The sequence below is a fragment of the Aliiruegeria haliotis genome (assembly GCF_003003255.1).
Taxonomy (GTDB): Bacteria; Pseudomonadota; Alphaproteobacteria; order Rhodobacterales; family Rhodobacteraceae; genus Tropicimonas; species Tropicimonas haliotis.
Window position 1 is genome coordinate 57893 of the sequence record NZ_PVTD01000003.1, and the last position, 18951, is coordinate 76843.

An 18951-nucleotide genomic window follows, 5' to 3' on the forward strand; every position below is an offset into this window, starting at 1 on the left:
TTACTCGACGACATCTTGTCTGAGTGTTTTTATATGGTAATCAGGCACCAGAACAATTGCACATTCGCGAACAGGGACAGTCATGATTCTTCGCACCACCGCCTTCGCCGCTTTGCTCTCCGGCACGGCACTTCACGCCCATGCAGCGGCCCCCTCCGATGTCCTCTCGAACTATGCCGACATCGCGCTGGCCGGGTACGAGGACAGCCTGGAAACCGCAAAGACGCTCAAGGGCGCGCTCAACGCCCTCGTCGCCGCACCGACAGCGGCCAACCTTGACGCCGCCAGGGCCGCCTGGATCGCCGCACGCGTTCCCTACCAGCAGACCGAGGCATTCCGCTTCGGCAACCCGGTCGTCGATGCGTGGGAGGGCAAGGTCAATGCATGGCCGCTCGACGAGGGTCTGATCGACTATGTCGCGGGCAACGCTGGCCTCAACGACGAAAACCCGTTCTCGGACGCGAACGTGATCGCCAACCCGGCGCTGGACGTGTCCGGCACCAAGGTGGACGCGGCAACCATCACGCCCGAGCTTCTGCAATCCATGCACGAGATCGACGGGATCGAGGCCAATGTCACGACTGGCTACCATGCCATCGAGTTTCTGCTCTGGGGGCAGGACCTGAACGGCACAGAGGCCGGCGCCGGCACGCGCCCGGTGACCGATTTCGACCCGGCCAATTGCACCGGCGGCAATTGCGAACGCCGCATCCAGTATCTTCTTTCCGCCGCCGATCTGCTGATTTCGGATCTTGAGGAGGCTGTCGTGCTGTGGAGCGAGGGTGGGCAAGGCCGCAACGAAGTGACCGCGGATCCGGCGCAGGGGCTTGTCATGGCCTTCACTGGAATGGGCTCGCTCTCCTACGGGGAACAGGCCGGAGAGCGGATGAAGCTGGGGCTGCTGCTGCACGACCCCGAGGAAGAGCATGACTGCTTCTCCGACAACACCCACGCGTCGCATTTTTACGACGGTCAGGGCATCCAGAACGTCTACCTCGGCACCTACACGCGTATTGATGGCTCGATGATCGAGGGGCCGTCGCTCTACGACGTCGTGAAGGAAAAGGACGCGGATTTGGCCGACGCGCTGAAGGCCGACATCGAAACGACGATGGAGAAACTCGGTGCAATCGTAGCCTCCGCCGAGGCCGGCACCGCCTACGACCAGCTCATCGCTGCTGGCAACGAGGACGGCAATGCGCTGGTTCAGGACGCCATCGACGCGTTGGTGGCACAGACCCGCAACATCGACCGCGCCGTGACCGCCATCGGCCTCGAAAAGATCGACTTCGAAGGCTCCGACAGCCTCGACAGCCCCAACGCGGTTTTCCAGTAACCCCCAAAGGGGCGTTCCGCTGGAGCGCCCCCATTCGCACGGATACAGCCAGATGATCGTCTGCCATTGCCAGAACATCACCGACCGGGACATCGATGCCGCCATCGACTGGATGCGCGCTGCGGATGACAGCACGATCATCACCCCCGGCAAGATCTACCGCGCCCTCGGAAAGACCGCGGATTGCGGCGGCTGCATGCCATTGTTCTTGTCCACGATGCGCCGCAATGACAACATGGAAGTCCCAGCCCCCCTCCGCTCGTTGAGAGTCGGAAAAGCAAAGGAATTCAATTATGAAAGGCGACAAGAAGGTCATTGAGTACCTCAACAAGGCATTGCGCAGCGAGCTGACGGCAGTGAGCCAGTACTGGCTGCACTATCGCCTCCAGGATGACTGGGGACTCGCCCATATGGCCAAGAAAAGCCGCGAGGAAAGCATCGAGGAGATGAACCACGCGGACAAGCTCATCGAACGCATCCTGTTCCTCGAAGGACACCCGAACCTGCAGAAGCTCGACCCGCTTCGCATCGGGCAGGACCCGAAGGAAACGCTGGAATGCGACCTGGCCGCCGAACAGGAGGCCCGTGCGCTCTATCAAGAGGCGCGGTCCTATTGCCAGTCGGTCGGCGACTTCGTTTCGATGGAGCTCTTCCAGGAGCTGATGGCGGATGAAGAAGGCCATATCGATTTCCTTGAGACCCAGCTCGACCTGCACGAGAAGCTCGGCGCCGCGAAATATGCCCAGCTCAATGCAAGCCCGATGGACTCGGCAGAGTAGTACCTGCCATTGGCGCGCCGCGGTCGCGGCGATCTTCCTGGGCCTCCCCATCCCGGCCAGTTCCGCAAGCGATCTGGCCGGTTGGGGGGAGCCGCACCTCCCTGTCGTGCCGCGCAGCGCCGAAGAAGCCGCGCGCGTCGAGGCCGTCACCGGAGCGCCGGAGGATTTCACCTCCGCCGAGCCCTACGAAGCTCGCCCCGGTGGCGCCACGACACATTTCGATTTCGCGACGCGCACGCCGTTCTCCCTGCCCTCTGCCAACATGGAGCCGGACACGGGGCTCGACTTCCGGGTCGGCAACGGCTTCTTCAGGAAACTCTGGGTCGCGGCCCCATCGGCGACCACCGCCAGTGACGGGCTGGGACCGCTTTTCAACGGGCGGGGCTGCAAGTCCTGTCACATCCGCGACGGTCGCGGGCATCCGCCCGAGGGGCCTGAGGATCGAGGCGTGTCGATGGTTCTGCGCCTCTCCATTCCCGTCGCGGCCTCATCCCTCGATGCCGGGGCGATCGCTCGGATCGGCGTCGCACCGGAGCCCGTCTACGGCACGCAACTACAGGACAAGACCGTTGCCGGGATCCCCGCCGAAGGTCGTGTCGCCATCGCCTATGAACCACTGCCGGTGGAACTGGGCGATGGAACGGTGATCGAGCTGCGCAAGCCTGCCTATACCATTCGCGCCCCCGGGCACGGCACGCCGCACCCGGATCTTCAGATCAGCCCACGAGTGGCGCCCCCGATGATCGGCCTTGGACTACTTGAGGCAGTCCCGGAGGCCGATATCCTTGCACTGGCAGATCCCGACGACCGCGATGCAGACGGCATATCGGGCAGGCCCAACAGGGTCTGGTCGCTGGAATTCCAGCAGTGGATGCTCGGGCGGTTCGGCTGGAAGGCCGGGCAACCCACGCTCGCGCAGCAGGGTTCGGATGCATTCTTCAACGACATCGGGATTTCCACCCCGATCCATCGCGCGCCCTGGGGAAACTGCACCGAGGCGCAGGAGACTTGCCGAACGGCTCCTCATGGACAGTCCGGGAATGATGAGGGGCTGGAGATCCCCTCTATAGGCATGGACCTCGTGACCTTTTTCACGCGCAACCTCGCGCCGCCGGCACGTCGGGAGGTCGACGCCCCGCAGGTACTTCGCGGGAAGCAGATTTTTCACGATAGCGGCTGCGCCAGCTGTCACCAACCGAAGTTCGTCACCCACCGCCTCGACGGTCAGCCAGAGCAAAGCTTCCAATTGATCTGGCCCTACAGTGACCTGCTGCTCCATGACATGGGCGAGGGGCTTGCAGACAACCGGCCGGAAGCGGCGGCTTCGGGCCGGGAATGGCGCACCGCCCCGCTCTGGGGGATCGGGCGAACCGAGGACGTCTCCGGCCATACGATGTTCCTGCATGACGGCCGTGCCCGCTCGCTTCTGGAAGCCGTTCTGTGGCATGGCGGAGAAGCGGAGGCCGCGCGCGAGTCGGTCCGGTTCATGCCGGCAGAGGATCGCGAGGCCCTGATCGCTTTCCTGGAGTCACTCTGAGGCCCCCAATGCGCAGACGTCATTTCCTCGCCGCCGGAAGCGCCGCACTCCTGACCGCACCTGCCTGGGCCAGCCTTCCGCCTGCGGATTTCATCGCTGCCGGGGCAAGACCGGGAAACAGCACATGGCTGGTGGGGCTGACAGCCACCGGCGAAGTGCCCTTTGCCTTTCCGGTGCCAGGACGGGGTCACGCAGCCGCCGTGCACCCCGAGCGCGCGGAGGCCGTCGCCTTTGCCCGTCGTCCCGGCCGTTTCGCGGTGGTTATCGATTGCTCCTCCGGCACGGAAATCGCACGCCTCGACAGCCCGGCAGACCGCCATTTCTATGGCCACGGCGCGTTCACGGCGGATGGTCGGTTTCTCCTGACCACCGAGAACGCCTATGACATACCCGACGGGCGCATCGGCATCTGGGATGCGGAGAAAGGCTATGCCCGCTTGGGCGAGTTCCCCTCCGGTGGCATTGGCCCGCACGAGGTGATCCGATTGCCGGACGGGATTTTCGCGATTGCGAACGGGGGCATACAGACGCATCCGGATTTCGCCCGCAAGAAGCTGAACATCCCGGCGATGCAACCGAACCTGACCTATGTCGATGCCGAAGGGGCCATCTTGGAGCAGGTGACGCCGCCAGAGGATCTGCGCCGGAACTCCATCCGGCACCTCGCGGCCGACCGCTCGGGGCAGGTGGCGATTGCCCTGCAATGGCAGGGCGCACCGTTTTCGCAGGTCCCGCTGATCGCCCGCCACCAGCGCGGAGAACCGCTGCGGTTCGTCACCCACCCTCAGATGGCGGAGCTAAAACACTATGCGGGCTCGATCGCGGTGTCGTCTGACGGCTCCGAGATCGCCTTGACCGGCCCGAAGGGAAATCGGGTGCTGTTCTTCGACGCCACCACAGGAGCCCCCGGCCCCGTTCGGTCATGGGATGTCGCCAGCGGCGCCGCCACGACAGCGGAAGGCGTGGCCATCACCGTCAAAGGCGGGGTGCGCATCGGCACCTCGGTGCAGAGCAGGTTCATCCCTGTGACCGGAGACTGGGCCTGGGACAATCACCTCGTGGCCCTGCCCGCGACCTGAATACGACCCTCGGCACCCTTCCGCGCCCGGCTCGCGAAGGGAACTGGCTCCGGTTCTGCCCTCAGGCCACATGGGCACCGTTCCGATGGCGTCAGGCTTCGAAAGGCTTGATCATCTCGACGACCTGCGCCGTCGTTTCGTTCAGCAGGGCGCGGTCGCCTCGTGTTTCCACGTTCAACCGCAATACCGGCTCGGTCGAGGATCGCCGCAGGTTCAGCCGCCTGTTCGCAAAGCTCAGGCTGACGCCGTCCATGCGGTCGATCTCGCAAGTGTCGTCGACAAGCGCGGCCTCGATCGCCTCCATCGCCGCGGCGGCGTCGGAAACCTTGAAGTTGATCTCCCCGGAAGAGGGATAGGCGTCGCGCATGTCGCCGATCAGGGCAGAAAGCGGTTTCCCTGTCTTGGCCATGTGCTCCAGCACCAGCAACCAAGGGATCATCCCGCTGTCGCAATACATGAAATCCCGGAAATAGTGATGCGCCGACATCTCGCCGCCGTAGACGGCATCCGCCTCTCGCATGGTTCCCTTCACGTGGGCATGGCCGGTCTTCGAAACGACGGCCTCGCCACCTGCCCGCGCCACCAGGTCCAGTGTGTTCCACTGGACACGCGGATCGTGCACGACCCTTGCGCCCGGCGTCCTGGCAAGAAAGGCTTCCGCCAGAAGCCCCACCAGGTATTCGCCGTCGATGAAGGCACCGCCCTCGTCAAAAAGGAAACACCGGTCGAAGTCACCGTCCCATGCGATGCCGATATCGGCACCCTCTGCAATCACCGCCTCTGCGGTCTGGGGGCGGTTCTCTGGCAGGAGCGGGTTGGGGATCCCGTTGGGAAAGGTGCCGTCAGGTGTATGGTGATGGGTCACGAAATCGAGCTGCGCCCCACGTCTGGCCAGCGCGTCGGCCAGCGCATCGAAGGTCGGCCCGGCCGAGCCGTTGCCGGCATTCACCAGGACCTTGAACGCCCCCAGCGCAGCGGGATCGACGAAGGACAGCACCTTGTCGACATAGGCCGCTCGATGGTCGACCCGCGTTCGCGTCCCCGGCGGGACATTGGCGGCCGCGATACCGTCCGCCACGAGGTCGTGCATCTGTTGGAACCCGCCCTCGGGCGAGATCGGCCGCGACCCCGGCCCGACCAGCTTCATGCCATTGTAGTCGATCGGATTGTGGGAGGCGGTCACCATGATTCCGCCACCGGCACCGTAGTGATCGGTCGCGAAATAGACTTCCTCGGTGCCACACAGCCCGATGTCGAGCACATCGGCACCGCTCTCCAGCAGCCCTTCGATCACGGCGGTGTGGAACGCCTCGGAACTGGCGCGGCAATCGTGCCCCACGACGACCTTGCCCGGCGTCATGACCGCCACGAAGGCGCGCCCGATCCTGCGGCAGAGATCCTCGTCGAGATCCTCGCCAATCCGCCCCCGGACATCGTAGCTCTTGAAACAGCCCAGTCGCAATGCGGACCCCCTGCATGAAATGTGACTGGCGCGTTTATGCACGTCGGGCGGCGGATGGCCAAGCACCCCCGGGCCACACCGCACAGGGGGCGTTGCGTCGCGGGGGCGATCCCTTGTCCGGAGACATGGAATTCCCTAACCCGGGGACGGTCGCGAACGGGAGATTGACATGGTTGAGTCACAGGGTTGGGGAGAGTTCATCGCGGTTTTTGCGGCGTTCCTGCTGAGCCATTCGATCCCGACCCGCCCATCCGTCAAGAAACGCTTGCAGGGCTATTTGGGCCCGGCCGGTTTCACGATCGCATACTCGCTGCTCTCTCTCGGCATGCTCTACTGGCTCATCCGCGCCGCCGGTCGTGCGCCTTATGTCGAGCTTTGGTCACCGGCCCCCTGGCAGGCACATGTCGCCTTTACGCTGATGGCGCTAGCGATTGCCATCGCAGCCCTCGCCATCGGCCGGCCCAATCCACTTTCCTTAGGCGGCGCCCATGATGAGCGGTTCGATCCACGTCATCCCGGCATTGTCGGCTGGCATCGACACCCCTTGTTGCTGGCGCTACTGCTCTGGTCTCTTGCGCACCTGCCAGCCAATGGCGCGCTCGCACATGTGCTGCTCTTTGGCACGTTCGCCGGCTTCAGCCTTCTGGGGATGCGCCTTATCGACCGGCGAAAACGCCACGATCTCGGGGCGGTCAGGTGGCAGGAACTCTCCAGCACGCGCCGCATGTTCCACCCGACCGGATCCGGCCTGCTGCGCCTTGGGATCGGCGCACTCGCCTATGCGGGTCTGCTGGCGCTTCACGGACCGGTCATCGGAATCCAGCCGGCATTCTGACGTGGCCGAAACCGCAGGAAACCGGAAGAGGTTCACGCCGGGAGCTTTCCGCTTTACGACATTCGGTAGCATTCCTTCATTCCAGAGGCCCCAATGACCGAACTCAAGGAAACCTGGCAGAACTACATCGACGGCGAATGGGTCGACGGCGGGGCCGGCTGGATCGACGTCACCGACCCGGCCAGCGGCAAGGTGCTGGCCCGCCAGGCACTGGCCGATGCCCGTGACGTGGACCATGCCGTGCAGGCGGCCCGGCAGGTGCACCTCGCTGGCGAGTTCTCCGGCCTGCGACCTGTCGACCGTGGCCGAATGGTGCAGGCAATGGGGCGATACCTGCTCGAACATGTCGACGAGATCTCCGAGTTGCTGACACTTGAACAGGGCAAGCCGCTCTGGGAAGCACGGGTCGAAGTGCACGGCGCCGCGCGCTACTTCGAGTACTACGGCAATCAGGCAGAGACCGTCGAAGGCCGCTCGATCCCGCTTGGGGCGGGTTATTTCGATTTCACCGTTCACGAACCATTTGGCGTCTCCGCCCAGATCATCCCGTGGAACTACCCCCTGGAAGTGACCGCCCGCTCGCTCTCCGCGGCGCTGGCCACCGGCAACGCCGTAGTGGTCAAGTCGCCGGAACTCGCCCCGCTTTCCACCGCGTGGTTCGCCCGAGCCGCGGAAGCCGCCGGTCTGCCCACGGGAGCGGTAAGCGTGATCTGCGGATACGGGCGCGAGGCAGGCGCGGCTCTGGCGGCCCATCCGGGTGTCAACCAGATCGTCTTTACCGGCTCGGTCGCCACCGGCACGTCCATCGCCAAGGCCGCCGCAAACACCGTGGTTCCGACCATCCTGGAACTCGGTGGAAAATCGGCGGCCATCGTGCATTCCGATGCCGACCTCGATGCCTTCGTGAACGATGTACGCTGGGGGATCTTCTACAATGCCGGGCAGGTCTGTTCGGCCATGAGCCGGGTAATCGTGCACGAGAGCCGGCATGACGAACTGGTGGAGCGCATCGCGGAGATGGCGGGCGCGCTTTCCGTCGGTCCCGGCATCGATCGACGCGACTACGGCCCGAACATGGGGGCGATGATCTCCCTTCAGCAGCGGGACCGGGCCGAGTCCATGGTCACGGAGGCCATCAGCGCCGGAGCCAACCTGGCCACCGGCGGGCAGCGCCCGAAGGACCACTCCGGCGCTTTCCTGAGGCCAACCGTGCTCTTTGACGTCGCGCCGGACATGAAGATCGCACAGGAGGAAATCTTCGGACCCGTGCTGTCTGTCCTCCGGTTCAGCGACGATGACACCGCCATCGATATCGCGAACGGGACGCCCTACGGGCTCGTTGGCGGGGTCTACACGCGGGATCTCGATCGCGCGATGCGGGCAGCCGCGAAACTCCGGGCGGGGCAGGTTTTTGTCAACGAGTGGTACGCCGGTGGCGTGGAGACGCCTTTCGGGGGCTACGGCAAGTCGGGCTACGGGCGCGAGAAAGGGCGGGAGGCGCTCATGAACTACGTCCAGACCAAGAACATCGCCGTGCGACTTCGTTCGTGACCTACACTCTCTACTACTGGAACATTCCCTTCCGAGGGCATTTTCCACGGTTCGTTCTGGCGCATGTCGGGGCGCAATGGGAGGAGCCCGGCATGGACGCGCTGGTGCGCCTGAAAGACCTTCCGCCCGCCGAACAGCCACTGCCCTTTGTCGGACCACCGCTCCTGCACGATCGGAGCGCCGATCTCTGGCTCAGCCAGATGGCGGCGATACTGCTCTATCTCGGGGAGAAACACGGGCTTGTACCCGAGAGTTCGGCAGGCCGGGCAATGACCGTGAAGGTCCTGGGCGACTGCACCGATGTGCTGCAGGAGCTTACCTGCTCCTGTGGCGCCATGATGTGGACGCGGCCGGCGTGGGACACCTTCGTTTCGGCCCGCCTCCCCCGCTGGATGCAGATGTTCGAGGCGTTGGGCCGCGCCAACGGGCTCACCGATCGCGCCGGCCATATGCTCGGCACCGAGGTACCGGGGATCGCCGATCTTGCCACGTCCGCGCTCTGGCACACGATGACGGACAAGCTCCCGCCGCTTGCGCCGCTGCTCCGGGAACATGCCCCCGCAGTCGCCGCGCTATCGCACCGGATCGCCGAAACGCCCGCAATCTCTGCAATGCGGGCCGAACATGATGCCAACGCGATGGCGCTCTATTGCGCGGGACAGATCGAGGAATCGCTTCTGGGCATGCTTGGCACCGGCTGAGGCCTGACAGCCGCTCAGTTGCCACTGGCCCCTTCGAGCGCCGCTTCCTCCAGATCCGCGTCATCCCAGAACCCGATGTAGATTTTCTGCGCCCACTCGTTGCCGGTGGTCTCCGCGATCCGGCTGTCGGACATGGTTGTGCGGTTGTGGTGTTCCAGCGCCCATTCGACCAAGGCCGCGTGCAGGCGGTCGCGCTCCGCCTGAAAAGCGGGATCCGCGCCGAGGTCGTGCAGTTCCTCCGGGTCCGTCTCTTGGTCGAAGAGCATCGGGCGGAAGCCCTGCGCGTGGACATATTTCCAACGCCCGTCATGCACCATGACCATGCGGCAATCCGGGATCGGCTGGCCAAGCTCCCGCCGGGCCCTGCGGGAAGAATAATCGTATTCGCTGATCACCACCTCTCGCAGGCGTTCGACCTCCCCCCGGATCAGCGGCAGCAACGAATGGCCTTCAAGGATGTGCGGCCGCGCGTCGCCGCCCGCAGCCTCGACAAAGGTCGGGGCAAGATCGATCGCCTCCACCAGCGCCGGACTGACGGTGCCACGGGTGGCCTCAGCCTCGGGCGAGGGGTCCACCACGATCAACGGCACCCGGACCGAGGCGTCGTGGAACAGCTCCTTCTCGCCCAGCCAGTGATCCCCCAGGTAGTCGCCATGATCCGAGGTGAAGACAATGAGCGTGTCCTCCGTCAGTCCACGCTCATCGAGAAAGCGCATCAGCCGGCCGATCTGGTCATCGATCTGGGTGATCAGGCCCACGTAGGCCGGGATCACTCGTTCCCGCACGCCATCGCGCGCGAAAACCCGGCTGAACCGGTTTGCCATGTAGGCACCATGGATCGGGTGCGGATCCCGCCGTTCCAAGTCGCTGCGCACAACCGGCTGCACGTCCTGCGGCCCGTACATGTCGTGGTAGGGCGGCGGCACGATATAGGGCCAGTGCGGTTTGATATAGCTCAGGTGCAGGCACCAGGGCTCGGCGCCCGCCTCCGCGATGAACTCCATCGCCCGCGTGGTGGAATAGGGCGTCTCGCTGTCCGGTTCGGCGACGCGCGCCGGCTTGTCCGCATTCTCCATCAACCAGCCGGAAAGGACTTCTCCCCCCGCGCCTTCCGCCGAATTGGCCCAATCATGCCAGGGGTTCGGCCCATCGTAGCCGCGCGCCCGCAAGTAGTCCTGATAGTGCGACGGTTGCTTGCCACCGGTCGGGTGCAACCCGTCGAGCCGGTCCCAGACCTCGAACCCGCCCTCGGCGATCCACCGCCCACGCTCGGAATCCGGATCGATGCCGAGCCGTTTCATTCCGTCGACGTCGGCGGCCATGTGGGTCTTGCCACACAGAACGTTTCGCATCCCGCATTCGGCCAGGTGATCGCCCAGCGTCCACTCGCCAACCCGCAATGGAAAGCCATTCCACGCCGCACCATGAGAGCGCACATAGCGACCGGTGTAGAAGCTCATCCGGCTCGGCCCGCAGACCGGCGATTGCACATAGGCGCGGTCGAACCGCACCCCGCGCGCCGCAAGCGCATCGATGTTCGGTGTTCGGATATGCGGGTGACCCGTGCAGCCCAGGTAGTCGTACCGAAGCTGGTCACACATGATGAAGAGAATGTTCCTGGGCATGCTGACCTCCGCCCCTTCGTGTTCATGGCATGCCGCCACACGGGCCGGGGGTGGTTGGGGCGGCCGAGAAACCCCCTTCCCATCGGGAGGGTTTTCCCCTACATGCACCCATCTGCCGCCGACTCGCGCGGTGGAGCTTCTCCAAGGGCCCTGCTGGACGACATCCCGGCTTGCGCCATGAACCTCAAACCGAAGGAGACCCCGATGTCGATCACCGTTGAAGAAAAAGACCGCGTCATCAAGGAATATGCGACCAAGGACGGCGACACCGGTTCGCCCGAAGTCCAGGTTGCCATCCTGACCTCGCGGATCAACACCCTGACCGAGCACTTCAAGACCCACAAGAAGGACAACCACTCCCGTCGTGGTCTTCTGAAGCTCGTCGCTCAGCGTCGTAAACTGCTTGACTACCTCAAGCGCAAGGAAGAGGCCCGCTACCAGGACCTCATCAAGCGCCTCGGCATCCGCCGCTAAGATTTCGGGTCCGTTCAGGACTTAAAAAGCGCCCGTTCCGAAAAGGAGCGGGCGTTTTTCGTTTCGGAGCCGGGCGTCAATCGGGTGCAGGGACTGGCACCTCGCGGCTATCGCAGTGCCATTCTCCAACTTGATGTGCCGTGATAGTATGGTGCCACCTTGATGTGGAGGCATTCCATGCAACGTTTTTTCTGTATTCTTGCTGTCACCCTGTGTCCGGCGATGGGCATGGCGCAGTCGCATTGCAAAGGGCAGACCCAGATCGATGCCAATTTCTGCGCAAAGGAAAAATGGGAGATTGCAGACAAGGAACTCAACCGGATCTGGAAACAGGTAAAACCCCGGGCGGACGCGCGCGGCACCGGCAAGGCTCTCCTGGACAAGCAGCGCGCGTGGTTGAAGAAGCGCGATGCCACATGTGAACCGGAACGGAACTCGGACGGGAGCGCGGCGGCCATGTTCTACTGGGACTGTATGGAACGCCTGACCTTGCAGCGGAATCAGGAGCTACGCGCATATCGCTAGGATGCGAGACCGCCGACCGGGCGGCCCTTCCGGAAGGCTCAGCGTAGGAAGTTGTCCATGGCAGGCGGCGCTTCCGCGTCCTGTTGCAGTGCGGTGCGAAACGATATTGCCGAACGTCGGTTCGGAGATCGCAACGCCAGATGGGCTCGGCTGGTACATCAATGCCTCCAGCGGATTCCGCTGCACACCCTTCCCTTCGTGGCCCAAGTCCTGTATGCGCCCCGCATCTGAGACGTGACGCCTATGGCCCTGGGCGCGTGCAAGAGGATGAAAGGGTCGGCGGCAATGGGGCCGCCATTCAAACGGGAGACCCGGGATACGCCCGGGAGGGCTCCCTAACAGGATACGCTAGATGTTCAATGAAGTGAAAAAGTCGATGCAGTGGGGCGAAGAAACCCTCACGCTCGAAACCGGCAAGGTTGCCCGCCAGGCAGACGGTTCCGTGATCGCCACACTGGGCGAGACCTCCGTCATGGCCAACGTGACCTTTGCCAAGCAACCGAAGCCGGGTCAGGATTTCTTCCCGCTGACGGTGCACTACCAGGAAAAATACTACGCTGCCGGCAAGGTGCCGGGTGGTTTCTTCAAACGTGAGGCCCGGCCCACCGAGAAGGAAACGCTCACCGCGCGCCTGATCGACCGCCCGATCCGCCCGCTCTTCGTCCCCGGCTTCAAGCATGAAGTGCTCGTCATGTGCACCGTGCTCAGCCACGACCTCGTCAATGACCCCGATATGGTCGCCATGATCGCCGCCTCGGCTGCGCTGACCATCTCCGGCGTGCCGTTCCGTGGCCCGATCGGTGCCTGCCGCGTCGGCTTCGTCGATGGCGAGTACGTGCTGAATCCAGAAGTTCAGGACATGGATCAGCTCCGCCTGAACCCCGAGCAGCGTCTCGACCTTGTCGTCGCCGGCACCAAGGACGCCGTGATGATGGTCGAATCCGAAGCCTACGAGCTTTCGGAAGAAGAGATGCTCGGTGCCGTGACCTTCGCGCATGAGCAGATCCAGCCGGTGATCGACCTGATCATCGACCTGGCCGAAGATACCGCGAAAGAGCCGTTCGATTTCCAGCCCCCGGATTATTCGGAGCTCTACGAAGCGGTGAAAGCTGCCGGCGAAACCGACATGCGCGCCGCATTCGCGATCACCGACAAGCAGGAGCGCACCTCGGCCATCGCCGCTGCGCGCACCAAGATCACCGAGGCGCTGACCGAGGAACAGCTTGAGGACGCCAACCTCGGCTCCGCCCTGAAGAAGCTGGAAAGCTCGATCCTGCGCGGCGACGTGGTCAAGACCGGCAAGCGGATCGATGGCCGTGACACCACGACCGTCCGTCCGATCAACGTTCAGGCCGGTCTTCTGCCCCGGACCCATGGCTCCGCGCTCTTCACCCGTGGCGAGACCCAGGGCCTCGTGGTCACCACGTTGGGCACCGGCGAAGACGAGCAGATCATCGACGCCCTTCACGGCAACTTCCGCAGCAACTTCCTGCTGCATTACAACTTCCCGCCGTACTCGGTCGGTGAAGTTGGCCGCGTGATGGGCCCGGGCCGTCGTGAGATCGGTCACGGCAAGCTCGCATGGCGCGCGCTTCAGGCCGTTCTGCCGGCACCGACGGACTTCCCCTACACGATCCGGGTCGTGTCGGAGATCACGGAGTCCAACGGCTCCTCCTCCATGGCGTCCGTCTGCGGCGGCTCGCTGTCGATGATGGATGCAGGCGTGCCGCTCAAGGCTGCCGTGGCGGGTGTGGCCATGGGCCTGATCCTCGAAGAGGACGGCTCCTACGCCGTGCTGACCGACATCCTCGGCGACGAGGATCACCTCGGCGACATGGACTTCAAGGTTGCGGGTACCGAGAACGGCATCACCTCGCTGCAAATGGACATCAAGGTCGCGGGTATCACGCCCGAGATCATGAAGCAGGCGCTTGCGCAGGCGAAAGATGGCCGGATGCACATCCTCGGCGAGATGGGCAAAGCCCTGTCCGCTGGCCGTCAGGAGTTCTCCGCCCACGCACCGCGGATCGAGACCATGCAGGTCCCGACCGACAAGATCCGCGAAGTGATCGGTTCGGGCGGCAAGGTCATCCGCGAAATCGTGGAAGTGTCCGGCGCCAAGGTCGACATCAACGACGACGGTGTGATCAAGATCGCCTCGCCGAACAACGAGTCGATCCAGAAGGCCTATGACATGATCCATTCGATCGTGGCCGAGCCGGAAGAGGGCAAGGTCTACAAGGGCAAGGTCGTGAAGATCGTCGATTTCGGCGCCTTCGTGAACTTCTTCGGCAAGCGTGACGGCCTCGTGCACGTCTCCCAGATCGAGAACCGCCGTCTGAACCACCCCTCCGACGTTCTCAAGGAAGGTCAGGAAGTCTGGGTCAAGCTGCTGGGCTTCGACGATCGCGGCAAGGTCCGCCTCTCCATGAAGGTCGTGGATCAGGAGACCGGCGAGGAAGCCAAGAAGGAAGAGGGCGCGTAAGCCGCCTCTCCGGATCGAGACATCAAAGGCGGCAGGCTCTCCTGCCGCCTTTTTTCATGCGCATTCCCTGGCGGACGCATCTGGCACCTGACCTTGAGGACACAAAGGGGGCTTGCCGCGCTTTCACGGGCTTACCCGCATCGACGCGCAGGTGGATGAGCGACTCCGTCCCGTCCGCCCAGAAATCACCCCCGGCCTGTCAATCCGGCCATCAACGCGGTGTGCACACCGGGGGCGGCGCATACGACACCAACGGACATCCGCGTGAGTGAGTTGAAAGCGAGCGGTCGTCCGATCCGATCGGTCACCAAGGCGCCTGCCTCTGCCGCGATCAGGCCGCCGGCTGCGATATCCCACTCCCAGCTCTCTCGCAGGGTGAGCATTCCGTCGAACCGCCCCTCTCCAACCAGAGCGAGCCGGTAGGCCAGCGAACTGCGGAAGCGCCGTTTCAGATCCGGCACGCCGCCCGGCCAATGGTGCGGCTCCATCGCGGCCCTGGCCATCAACACTTCGGCGCCGCGCACATCCGTGCGGTCGCTGGCCCGGATCGGCTCGCCGTTCAGCCATGCGCCGACGTCGCGCTCTGCCGTGTAGAGCTTGTCGAGCAGTGGAAGGTAGACCACTGCCGTCACCGCGACGCCGTCCTCCACGACCGCAAGCGAATGCGCCCAGGTCTTCTGCCCTTCTGTAAAGGCCCTCGTTCCGTCGATTGGATCGACAACAAAGACCCGTTCGCATTTCAGCCGGGCCGTGTTGTCCGCGCTCTCTTCCGACATCCAGCCATAGGAAGGCCGCGCTTTCAGCAACCGGTCCTCCAGCATGCAGTCGACCTCGAGGTCGGCCTCGGTCACCGGGCCCTGGCCGGCTCCCTTGTCCCAGACCGCATGGTCCTCCTGCCAGTGTCGGCAGGCGATCTCGCCCGCGGAACGCGCCACATCGACAAGAAGGGCGAGATCACTCCCCGGCAATCGTCATCCCCTCCACCAACAGGGAAGGCACCACCCGCGACAGGTAAGTGCGCGCGTCGTTCGCAGGCCGCAGGCTCTTCAGCATGTAGCGAAGATTGCCGGCGATGGTGCACTCGTTGACCGGGTAGGCGATCTCTCCATTCTCCACCCAGAAGCCGGAGGCGCCACGGGAGTAGTCCCCGGTCGTGGGATTGATCGTCGAGCCGATCATGGAGGTCACGAGCAGCCCGGTCCCCATCTCCGCCATCAGATCCTCGCGGCTCTGCGTGCCTTGCGTAAGCGCCACGTTTGAGACCGACGGCGACGGCGGGGCAGAGGTCCCGCGCACCGCGTTTGCCGTGCTTTGCAACCCCAGCTTGCGCGCCGTCGACAGGTCGAGCACCCAGCCCTGAAGCACGCCATCAGCCACGATCTCGCACCGGGCCGTCGCCAGCCCTTCGCCGTCAAAACTCCGCGAGGCACCGACGCGTGGACGTAGCGGATCCTCGACGAGGGACATCCCTCGGGGCAGCACGTCCTCGCCCATCGCATCGCGAAGCCAAGACGCACCGCGCACGATTGCCGAGCCGTTGATCGCGCCCAGCAGGTGCCCGATCAGGCTGCTCGCCACGCGCTCGTCGTAGAGAACCGGAAAGGCTCCGGTCTCGGGTCGGCGTGCCCCGGCGCGGGCGAGTGTCCGTTCCGCTGCAAGGTTGCCGACGGTCTCAGGGCTGGGAAGGTCGGAATAGTAGACCCGGCTTTCGCCATAGTAGTCTCGCTCCATCTCCGTGCCTTCGCCGGTGATCGCCACGACCCAGAGCCCGGAATCGCTGCGGGCATAGCCGCCGGAAAACCCGCCTGAGGTGGCAAGGTGGACCTGCCGCCGCCCGTAGCCCGCGCTTGCGGTGTCCACCCGCGCGATGCCGTCATGCGACAGCGCGGCCGCTTCTGCCGCCCGCGCTGCGGATTCGAGGTCCGACGGGCTCGGCTCTGGCGAGGGATCGACCAGGTCGAGCGCGTCTGCATCCCGTACACTGGACAGCCGGTCGGGATCGGCCTGCCCGACGCCGGAATCCTCCGGCGCTTCCCGGGCCATGGCGACGACCCGTTCAGCCATGGCCGCGAAGGTCTCCGGCGAGGTTTCGGAGGCCGAAACGCAGGCCTGTCGGCGCCCGATCATGACCCGCAACCCGACCTCGACCCCTTCGGAGCGCTCCGCCTGCTCAAGCGCACCACCGCGCACGTCGATACTCAGCGACGTGCCCGCAATTGCCATAGCATCCGCGCTTTCGGCGCCGGCCTTCGCGGCGGCGGCCAGAAGCGCATCGGTGAGTGTGTCCAGAGACTGCTCCATCGGGAATCCTCACATTGGTCCTGCCCCAAAGGAGCTAGGTCGGAACCGCCCCGGGCGCAAGCGGCTTGACGGTCGCCGGGGAGGTTGAACCTGGCGGTGCTGGCACCCTATCTAACGGGCGATGCGATGCCTGCCTGAACAGTTGTCCGAGCCGCCGCGCCCTCACGCGCTCCGCCCATGGCCGAGGGCGGCGTGGCGGCGCCACTGTTCGCGCCCGCCAAATAAACCGACCTTCCAGAAGGACACCCGCCCATGCGACGTCTCGTTCCGATTGCCCTCGCGCTCCTCCTGATCAGCCCGCTCGCAGCCACGGCAGAGTCCCGCGTCCCTGCCACCGAGGCGGAGGTGAAGCTGTCGTTTGCACCGGTTGTTCGCGCCGCTGCCCCGGCCGTCGTGAATATCTACGCCACCTGGATCGTCGAACGCCGTGCCAGCCCCTTCGCCAACGATCCGTTCTTTTCCCAGTTCTTCGAGGGTTTCGGGCAAGGGGTCCCTCGAATGCAGAACTCGCTGGGCTCCGGCGTGATCGTCGACGAGAGCGGGATCGTCGTGTCCAACTACCACGTCGTGCAGGAAGCCACCGACATCCGCGTCGTGCTCGCCGACCGCCGCGAGTATGATGGCGAGGTGCTGCTGAGCGACCGCGACACAGACATCGCGGTGATCCGCCTGAAGGGCGCCAGCGATCTCCCGGCGCTGGACATCGCGGATTCGGAGGCTGCGGAGGTGGGCGATCTTGTCCTCGCTATCGGCAATCCCTTCGGCGTCGGCCAGACGGTGTCGAGTGGCATCATCTCCGCCACGGCCCGTGTTGCGGCCGTGGACCGCGGACAGGCCGGGTACTTCCTGCAAACCGATGCACCGATCAACCCGGGTAACTCGGGCGGCGCGCTTGTGGACATGAACGGCGACCTCGTGGGATTGAACACCTCGATCCTGACCCGCTCCGGAGGGTCGAACGGCATCGGCTTCGCCATCCCCTCGAACCTCGTGGCCCGATATGTCGAACAGGCGCTGGACGGCCGCGACAGCTTCTCCCGCCCCTGGGCTGGCGCTTCCGTTCAACCCGTCGACAGCGGCCTGGCCGAGGCGCTCGAACTGGATCGCCCGCGTGGCGTGCTGGTCACGGAGTTGCACCCGCAGAGCCCGCTCGCTGCCGCAGGCATCCGCGCGGGTGACGTGATCCTGTCCGCCGGAGGATTGCCGGTCAACGGGAACGAGGAATTCGAGTACCGCCTGCTGACACTCGGCTTCGGCAGCGATGTCGTGGTAAGTGTGCTGCGAGACGGCAGCCTTGAGGAAATCACCGTCGCCGTTCCCGAGGCACCGGACGACAGCGCCGGCCCGGTGCAGATCGGCGGCCGCTCCCCGCTTGCGGGCCTGACCGTTGCCGAGGTCACCCCCAGGCTGATCGAGGCGTTGGACCTGCCGCTATCAGCCACTGGCGTGATCGTGGTGCGCACCGGTGGATATGCCTCCCGGCTTGGGCTGCGGCCCGGCGATGTTCTCCGCGGCCTGAATGGTCAGGGCATCGACACCCTTGAGACATTGGAGCGGATCATCAACGACGGTGGGCGGATCTGGGACCTTGAGATCGGGCGCGGCAACCGGACCCTACGGCTCAGGGTTCGCGACTGACACAGTTTGCCGTGGCTCAGTTGCCCTAGTTGGAGCTTGGTAGTTTCGGGTTCCAAACGGTTTCCCCGGGGTGTCGGCAGATGGAACTGCTTTTTCCTGGAGTGAAGGTGCCATGTGCTCCAATGCGTGTCGCCCTGACACATCGGCTGGGCATTCGTGACATCCGCAAAAGCGGCGGTGGTGACCTATGACGAGGGGCTCAGCGACGATGCACTCCCGGTCGCCAAGGCCGGGATCTTCGGCATCGCAGAGCCGGTCTCCTCGAGAGTTTCCCGCGATCCTTTGGTGCCGGGCACAGCCAACCTTGTCACCGGGTCGATAGGGGGCGGCAGACTCGACGAGCTGAATCTGTTTTCCTTTCCCTCGACGATGCCATGGGGACTGAACACCAACTGCTGTGCGCCCGTCCTGTGCAACGCGATCACCCGGTCCGCCAGCATGATGCAACAGGGCGCTTTCTGTGGGCAACCCTGATCGCCCTGTGGTTTCAGGTCCGGCCACGCTTCCGATGGCACTGGCTGAACGTGGTGACCGTGTAGCGTTGGTCCGCCGACACGGCAGACAAGCTGCGACCGGCGATGCGATGGACGCGCGCCACAACAGGGGGTAGCAAGGGCCGGACG

17 protein-coding genes are annotated in these 18951 nt (G+C 64.6%); 13 read left to right on the plus strand and 4 right to left on the minus strand.

The genetic code is table 11. From position 1 onward, the window contains the following. The first annotated feature begins 82 nt into the window (after positions 1–82). Genes CLV78_RS09530 through CLV78_RS09550 form a run of 5 tightly spaced genes read left to right on the plus strand, consistent with a single transcriptional unit; the run spans position 83 to position 4731 of the window. A complete protein-coding gene (locus CLV78_RS09530; RefSeq protein WP_106204581.1) occupies positions 83–1336 on the plus strand; it encodes an imelysin family protein in 1254 nt (417 codons plus the stop codon). 52 nt (positions 1337–1388) lie between these two features. Beyond that, a complete protein-coding gene (locus tag CLV78_RS09535; protein ID WP_106204582.1) occupies positions 1389–1655 on the plus strand; it encodes a (2Fe-2S)-binding protein in 267 nt (88 codons plus the stop codon). Further along, on the plus strand, positions 1630–2115 hold the full coding sequence (bfr, locus tag CLV78_RS09540; protein WP_106204583.1) for a bacterioferritin: 486 nt from the start codon (positions 1630–1632) through the stop codon (positions 2113–2115). Before CLV78_RS09535 ends, bfr begins: the two co-directional genes overlap by 26 nt. Next, a complete protein-coding gene (locus CLV78_RS09545) occupies positions 2087–3652 on the plus strand; it encodes a di-heme oxidoreductase family protein (RefSeq protein ID WP_106204584.1) in 1566 nt (521 codons plus the stop codon). The genes bfr and CLV78_RS09545 overlap by 29 nt, the downstream gene beginning before the upstream one ends. Positions 3653–3660: 8 nt before the next feature. Next, positions 3661–4731, plus strand: coding sequence for a DUF1513 domain-containing protein (locus CLV78_RS09550; RefSeq protein ID WP_106204585.1), 1071 nt, complete (start codon positions 3661–3663; stop codon positions 4729–4731). 91 nt (positions 4732–4822) lie between these two features. On the opposite strand, the gene CLV78_RS09555 is transcribed toward CLV78_RS09550, so the two are convergent. Continuing rightward, the gene (locus CLV78_RS09555) at positions 4823–6193 is read right to left on the minus strand and encodes a phosphohexomutase domain-containing protein (protein WP_106204586.1); all 1371 of its coding nucleotides are present in this window, start codon (positions 6191–6193) and stop codon (positions 4823–4825) included. Between the two features lie 169 nt (positions 6194–6362). Between CLV78_RS09555 and CLV78_RS09560 the strand changes: the two genes are divergently transcribed. The 3 genes from CLV78_RS09560 (at position 6363) to CLV78_RS09570 (ending at position 9280) form a co-directional block, all read left to right on the plus strand. Next, positions 6363–7028 carry an NnrU family protein gene (locus CLV78_RS09560; RefSeq protein WP_106204587.1) on the plus strand — a complete coding sequence of 222 codons (666 nt, stop codon included), beginning with the start codon at positions 6363–6365 and terminating at the stop codon, positions 7026–7028. 93 nt (positions 7029–7121) lie between these two features. Then, entirely contained in the window at positions 7122–8579 is a 1458-nt protein-coding gene (locus CLV78_RS09565) for an aldehyde dehydrogenase family protein (protein ID WP_106204588.1), read from the plus strand. Continuing rightward, positions 8576–9280: a glutathione S-transferase gene (locus CLV78_RS09570; protein ID WP_146136672.1), complete on the plus strand. Its 705-nt coding sequence runs from the start codon at positions 8576–8578 to the stop codon at positions 9278–9280. Before CLV78_RS09565 ends, CLV78_RS09570 begins: the two co-directional genes overlap by 4 nt. A gap of 14 nt (positions 9281–9294) precedes the next feature. Here the strand turns inward: CLV78_RS09570 and CLV78_RS09575 are convergent, their stop codons facing one another. Beyond that, positions 9295–10905, minus strand: coding sequence for a sulfatase-like hydrolase/transferase (locus CLV78_RS09575; protein WP_106204590.1), 1611 nt, complete (start codon positions 10903–10905; stop codon positions 9295–9297). A gap of 204 nt (positions 10906–11109) precedes the next feature. Between CLV78_RS09575 and rpsO the strand changes: the two genes are divergently transcribed. From rpsO to pnp, 3 genes are all read left to right on the plus strand, one after another. Continuing rightward, positions 11110–11379, plus strand: coding sequence for a 30S ribosomal protein S15 (rpsO, locus tag CLV78_RS09580; protein WP_106204591.1), 270 nt, complete (start codon positions 11110–11112; stop codon positions 11377–11379). 177 nt (positions 11380–11556) lie between these two features. Then, entirely contained in the window at positions 11557–11904 is a 348-nt protein-coding gene (locus tag CLV78_RS09585) for a lysozyme inhibitor LprI family protein (RefSeq protein WP_158263499.1), read from the plus strand. Between the two features lie 352 nt (positions 11905–12256). Then, entirely contained in the window at positions 12257–14389 is a 2133-nt protein-coding gene (pnp, locus tag CLV78_RS09590; RefSeq protein ID WP_106204593.1) for a polyribonucleotide nucleotidyltransferase, read from the plus strand. Positions 14390–14574: 185 nt separating this feature from the next. Here the strand turns inward: pnp and CLV78_RS09595 are convergent, their stop codons facing one another. Continuing rightward, positions 14575–15357 carry an inositol monophosphatase family protein gene (locus CLV78_RS09595; protein WP_106204594.1) on the minus strand — a complete coding sequence of 261 codons (783 nt, stop codon included), beginning with the start codon at positions 15355–15357 and terminating at the stop codon, positions 14575–14577. Next, a complete protein-coding gene (locus CLV78_RS09600) occupies positions 15344–16690 on the minus strand; it encodes a TldD/PmbA family protein (RefSeq protein WP_106204595.1) in 1347 nt (448 codons plus the stop codon). The genes CLV78_RS09595 and CLV78_RS09600 overlap by 14 nt, the downstream gene beginning before the upstream one ends. Before the next feature lie 252 nt (positions 16691–16942). On the opposite strand from CLV78_RS09600, the gene CLV78_RS09605 reads away from it, so the two are divergent. After that, positions 16943–18328, plus strand: coding sequence for a trypsin-like peptidase domain-containing protein (locus CLV78_RS09605; protein ID WP_106204596.1), 1386 nt, complete (start codon positions 16943–16945; stop codon positions 18326–18328). Positions 18329–18484: 156 nt separating this feature from the next. Next, positions 18485–18802, plus strand: coding sequence for a hypothetical protein (locus tag CLV78_RS09610; protein WP_146136673.1), 318 nt, complete (start codon positions 18485–18487; stop codon positions 18800–18802). Positions 18803–18951 lie beyond the last annotated feature (149 nt).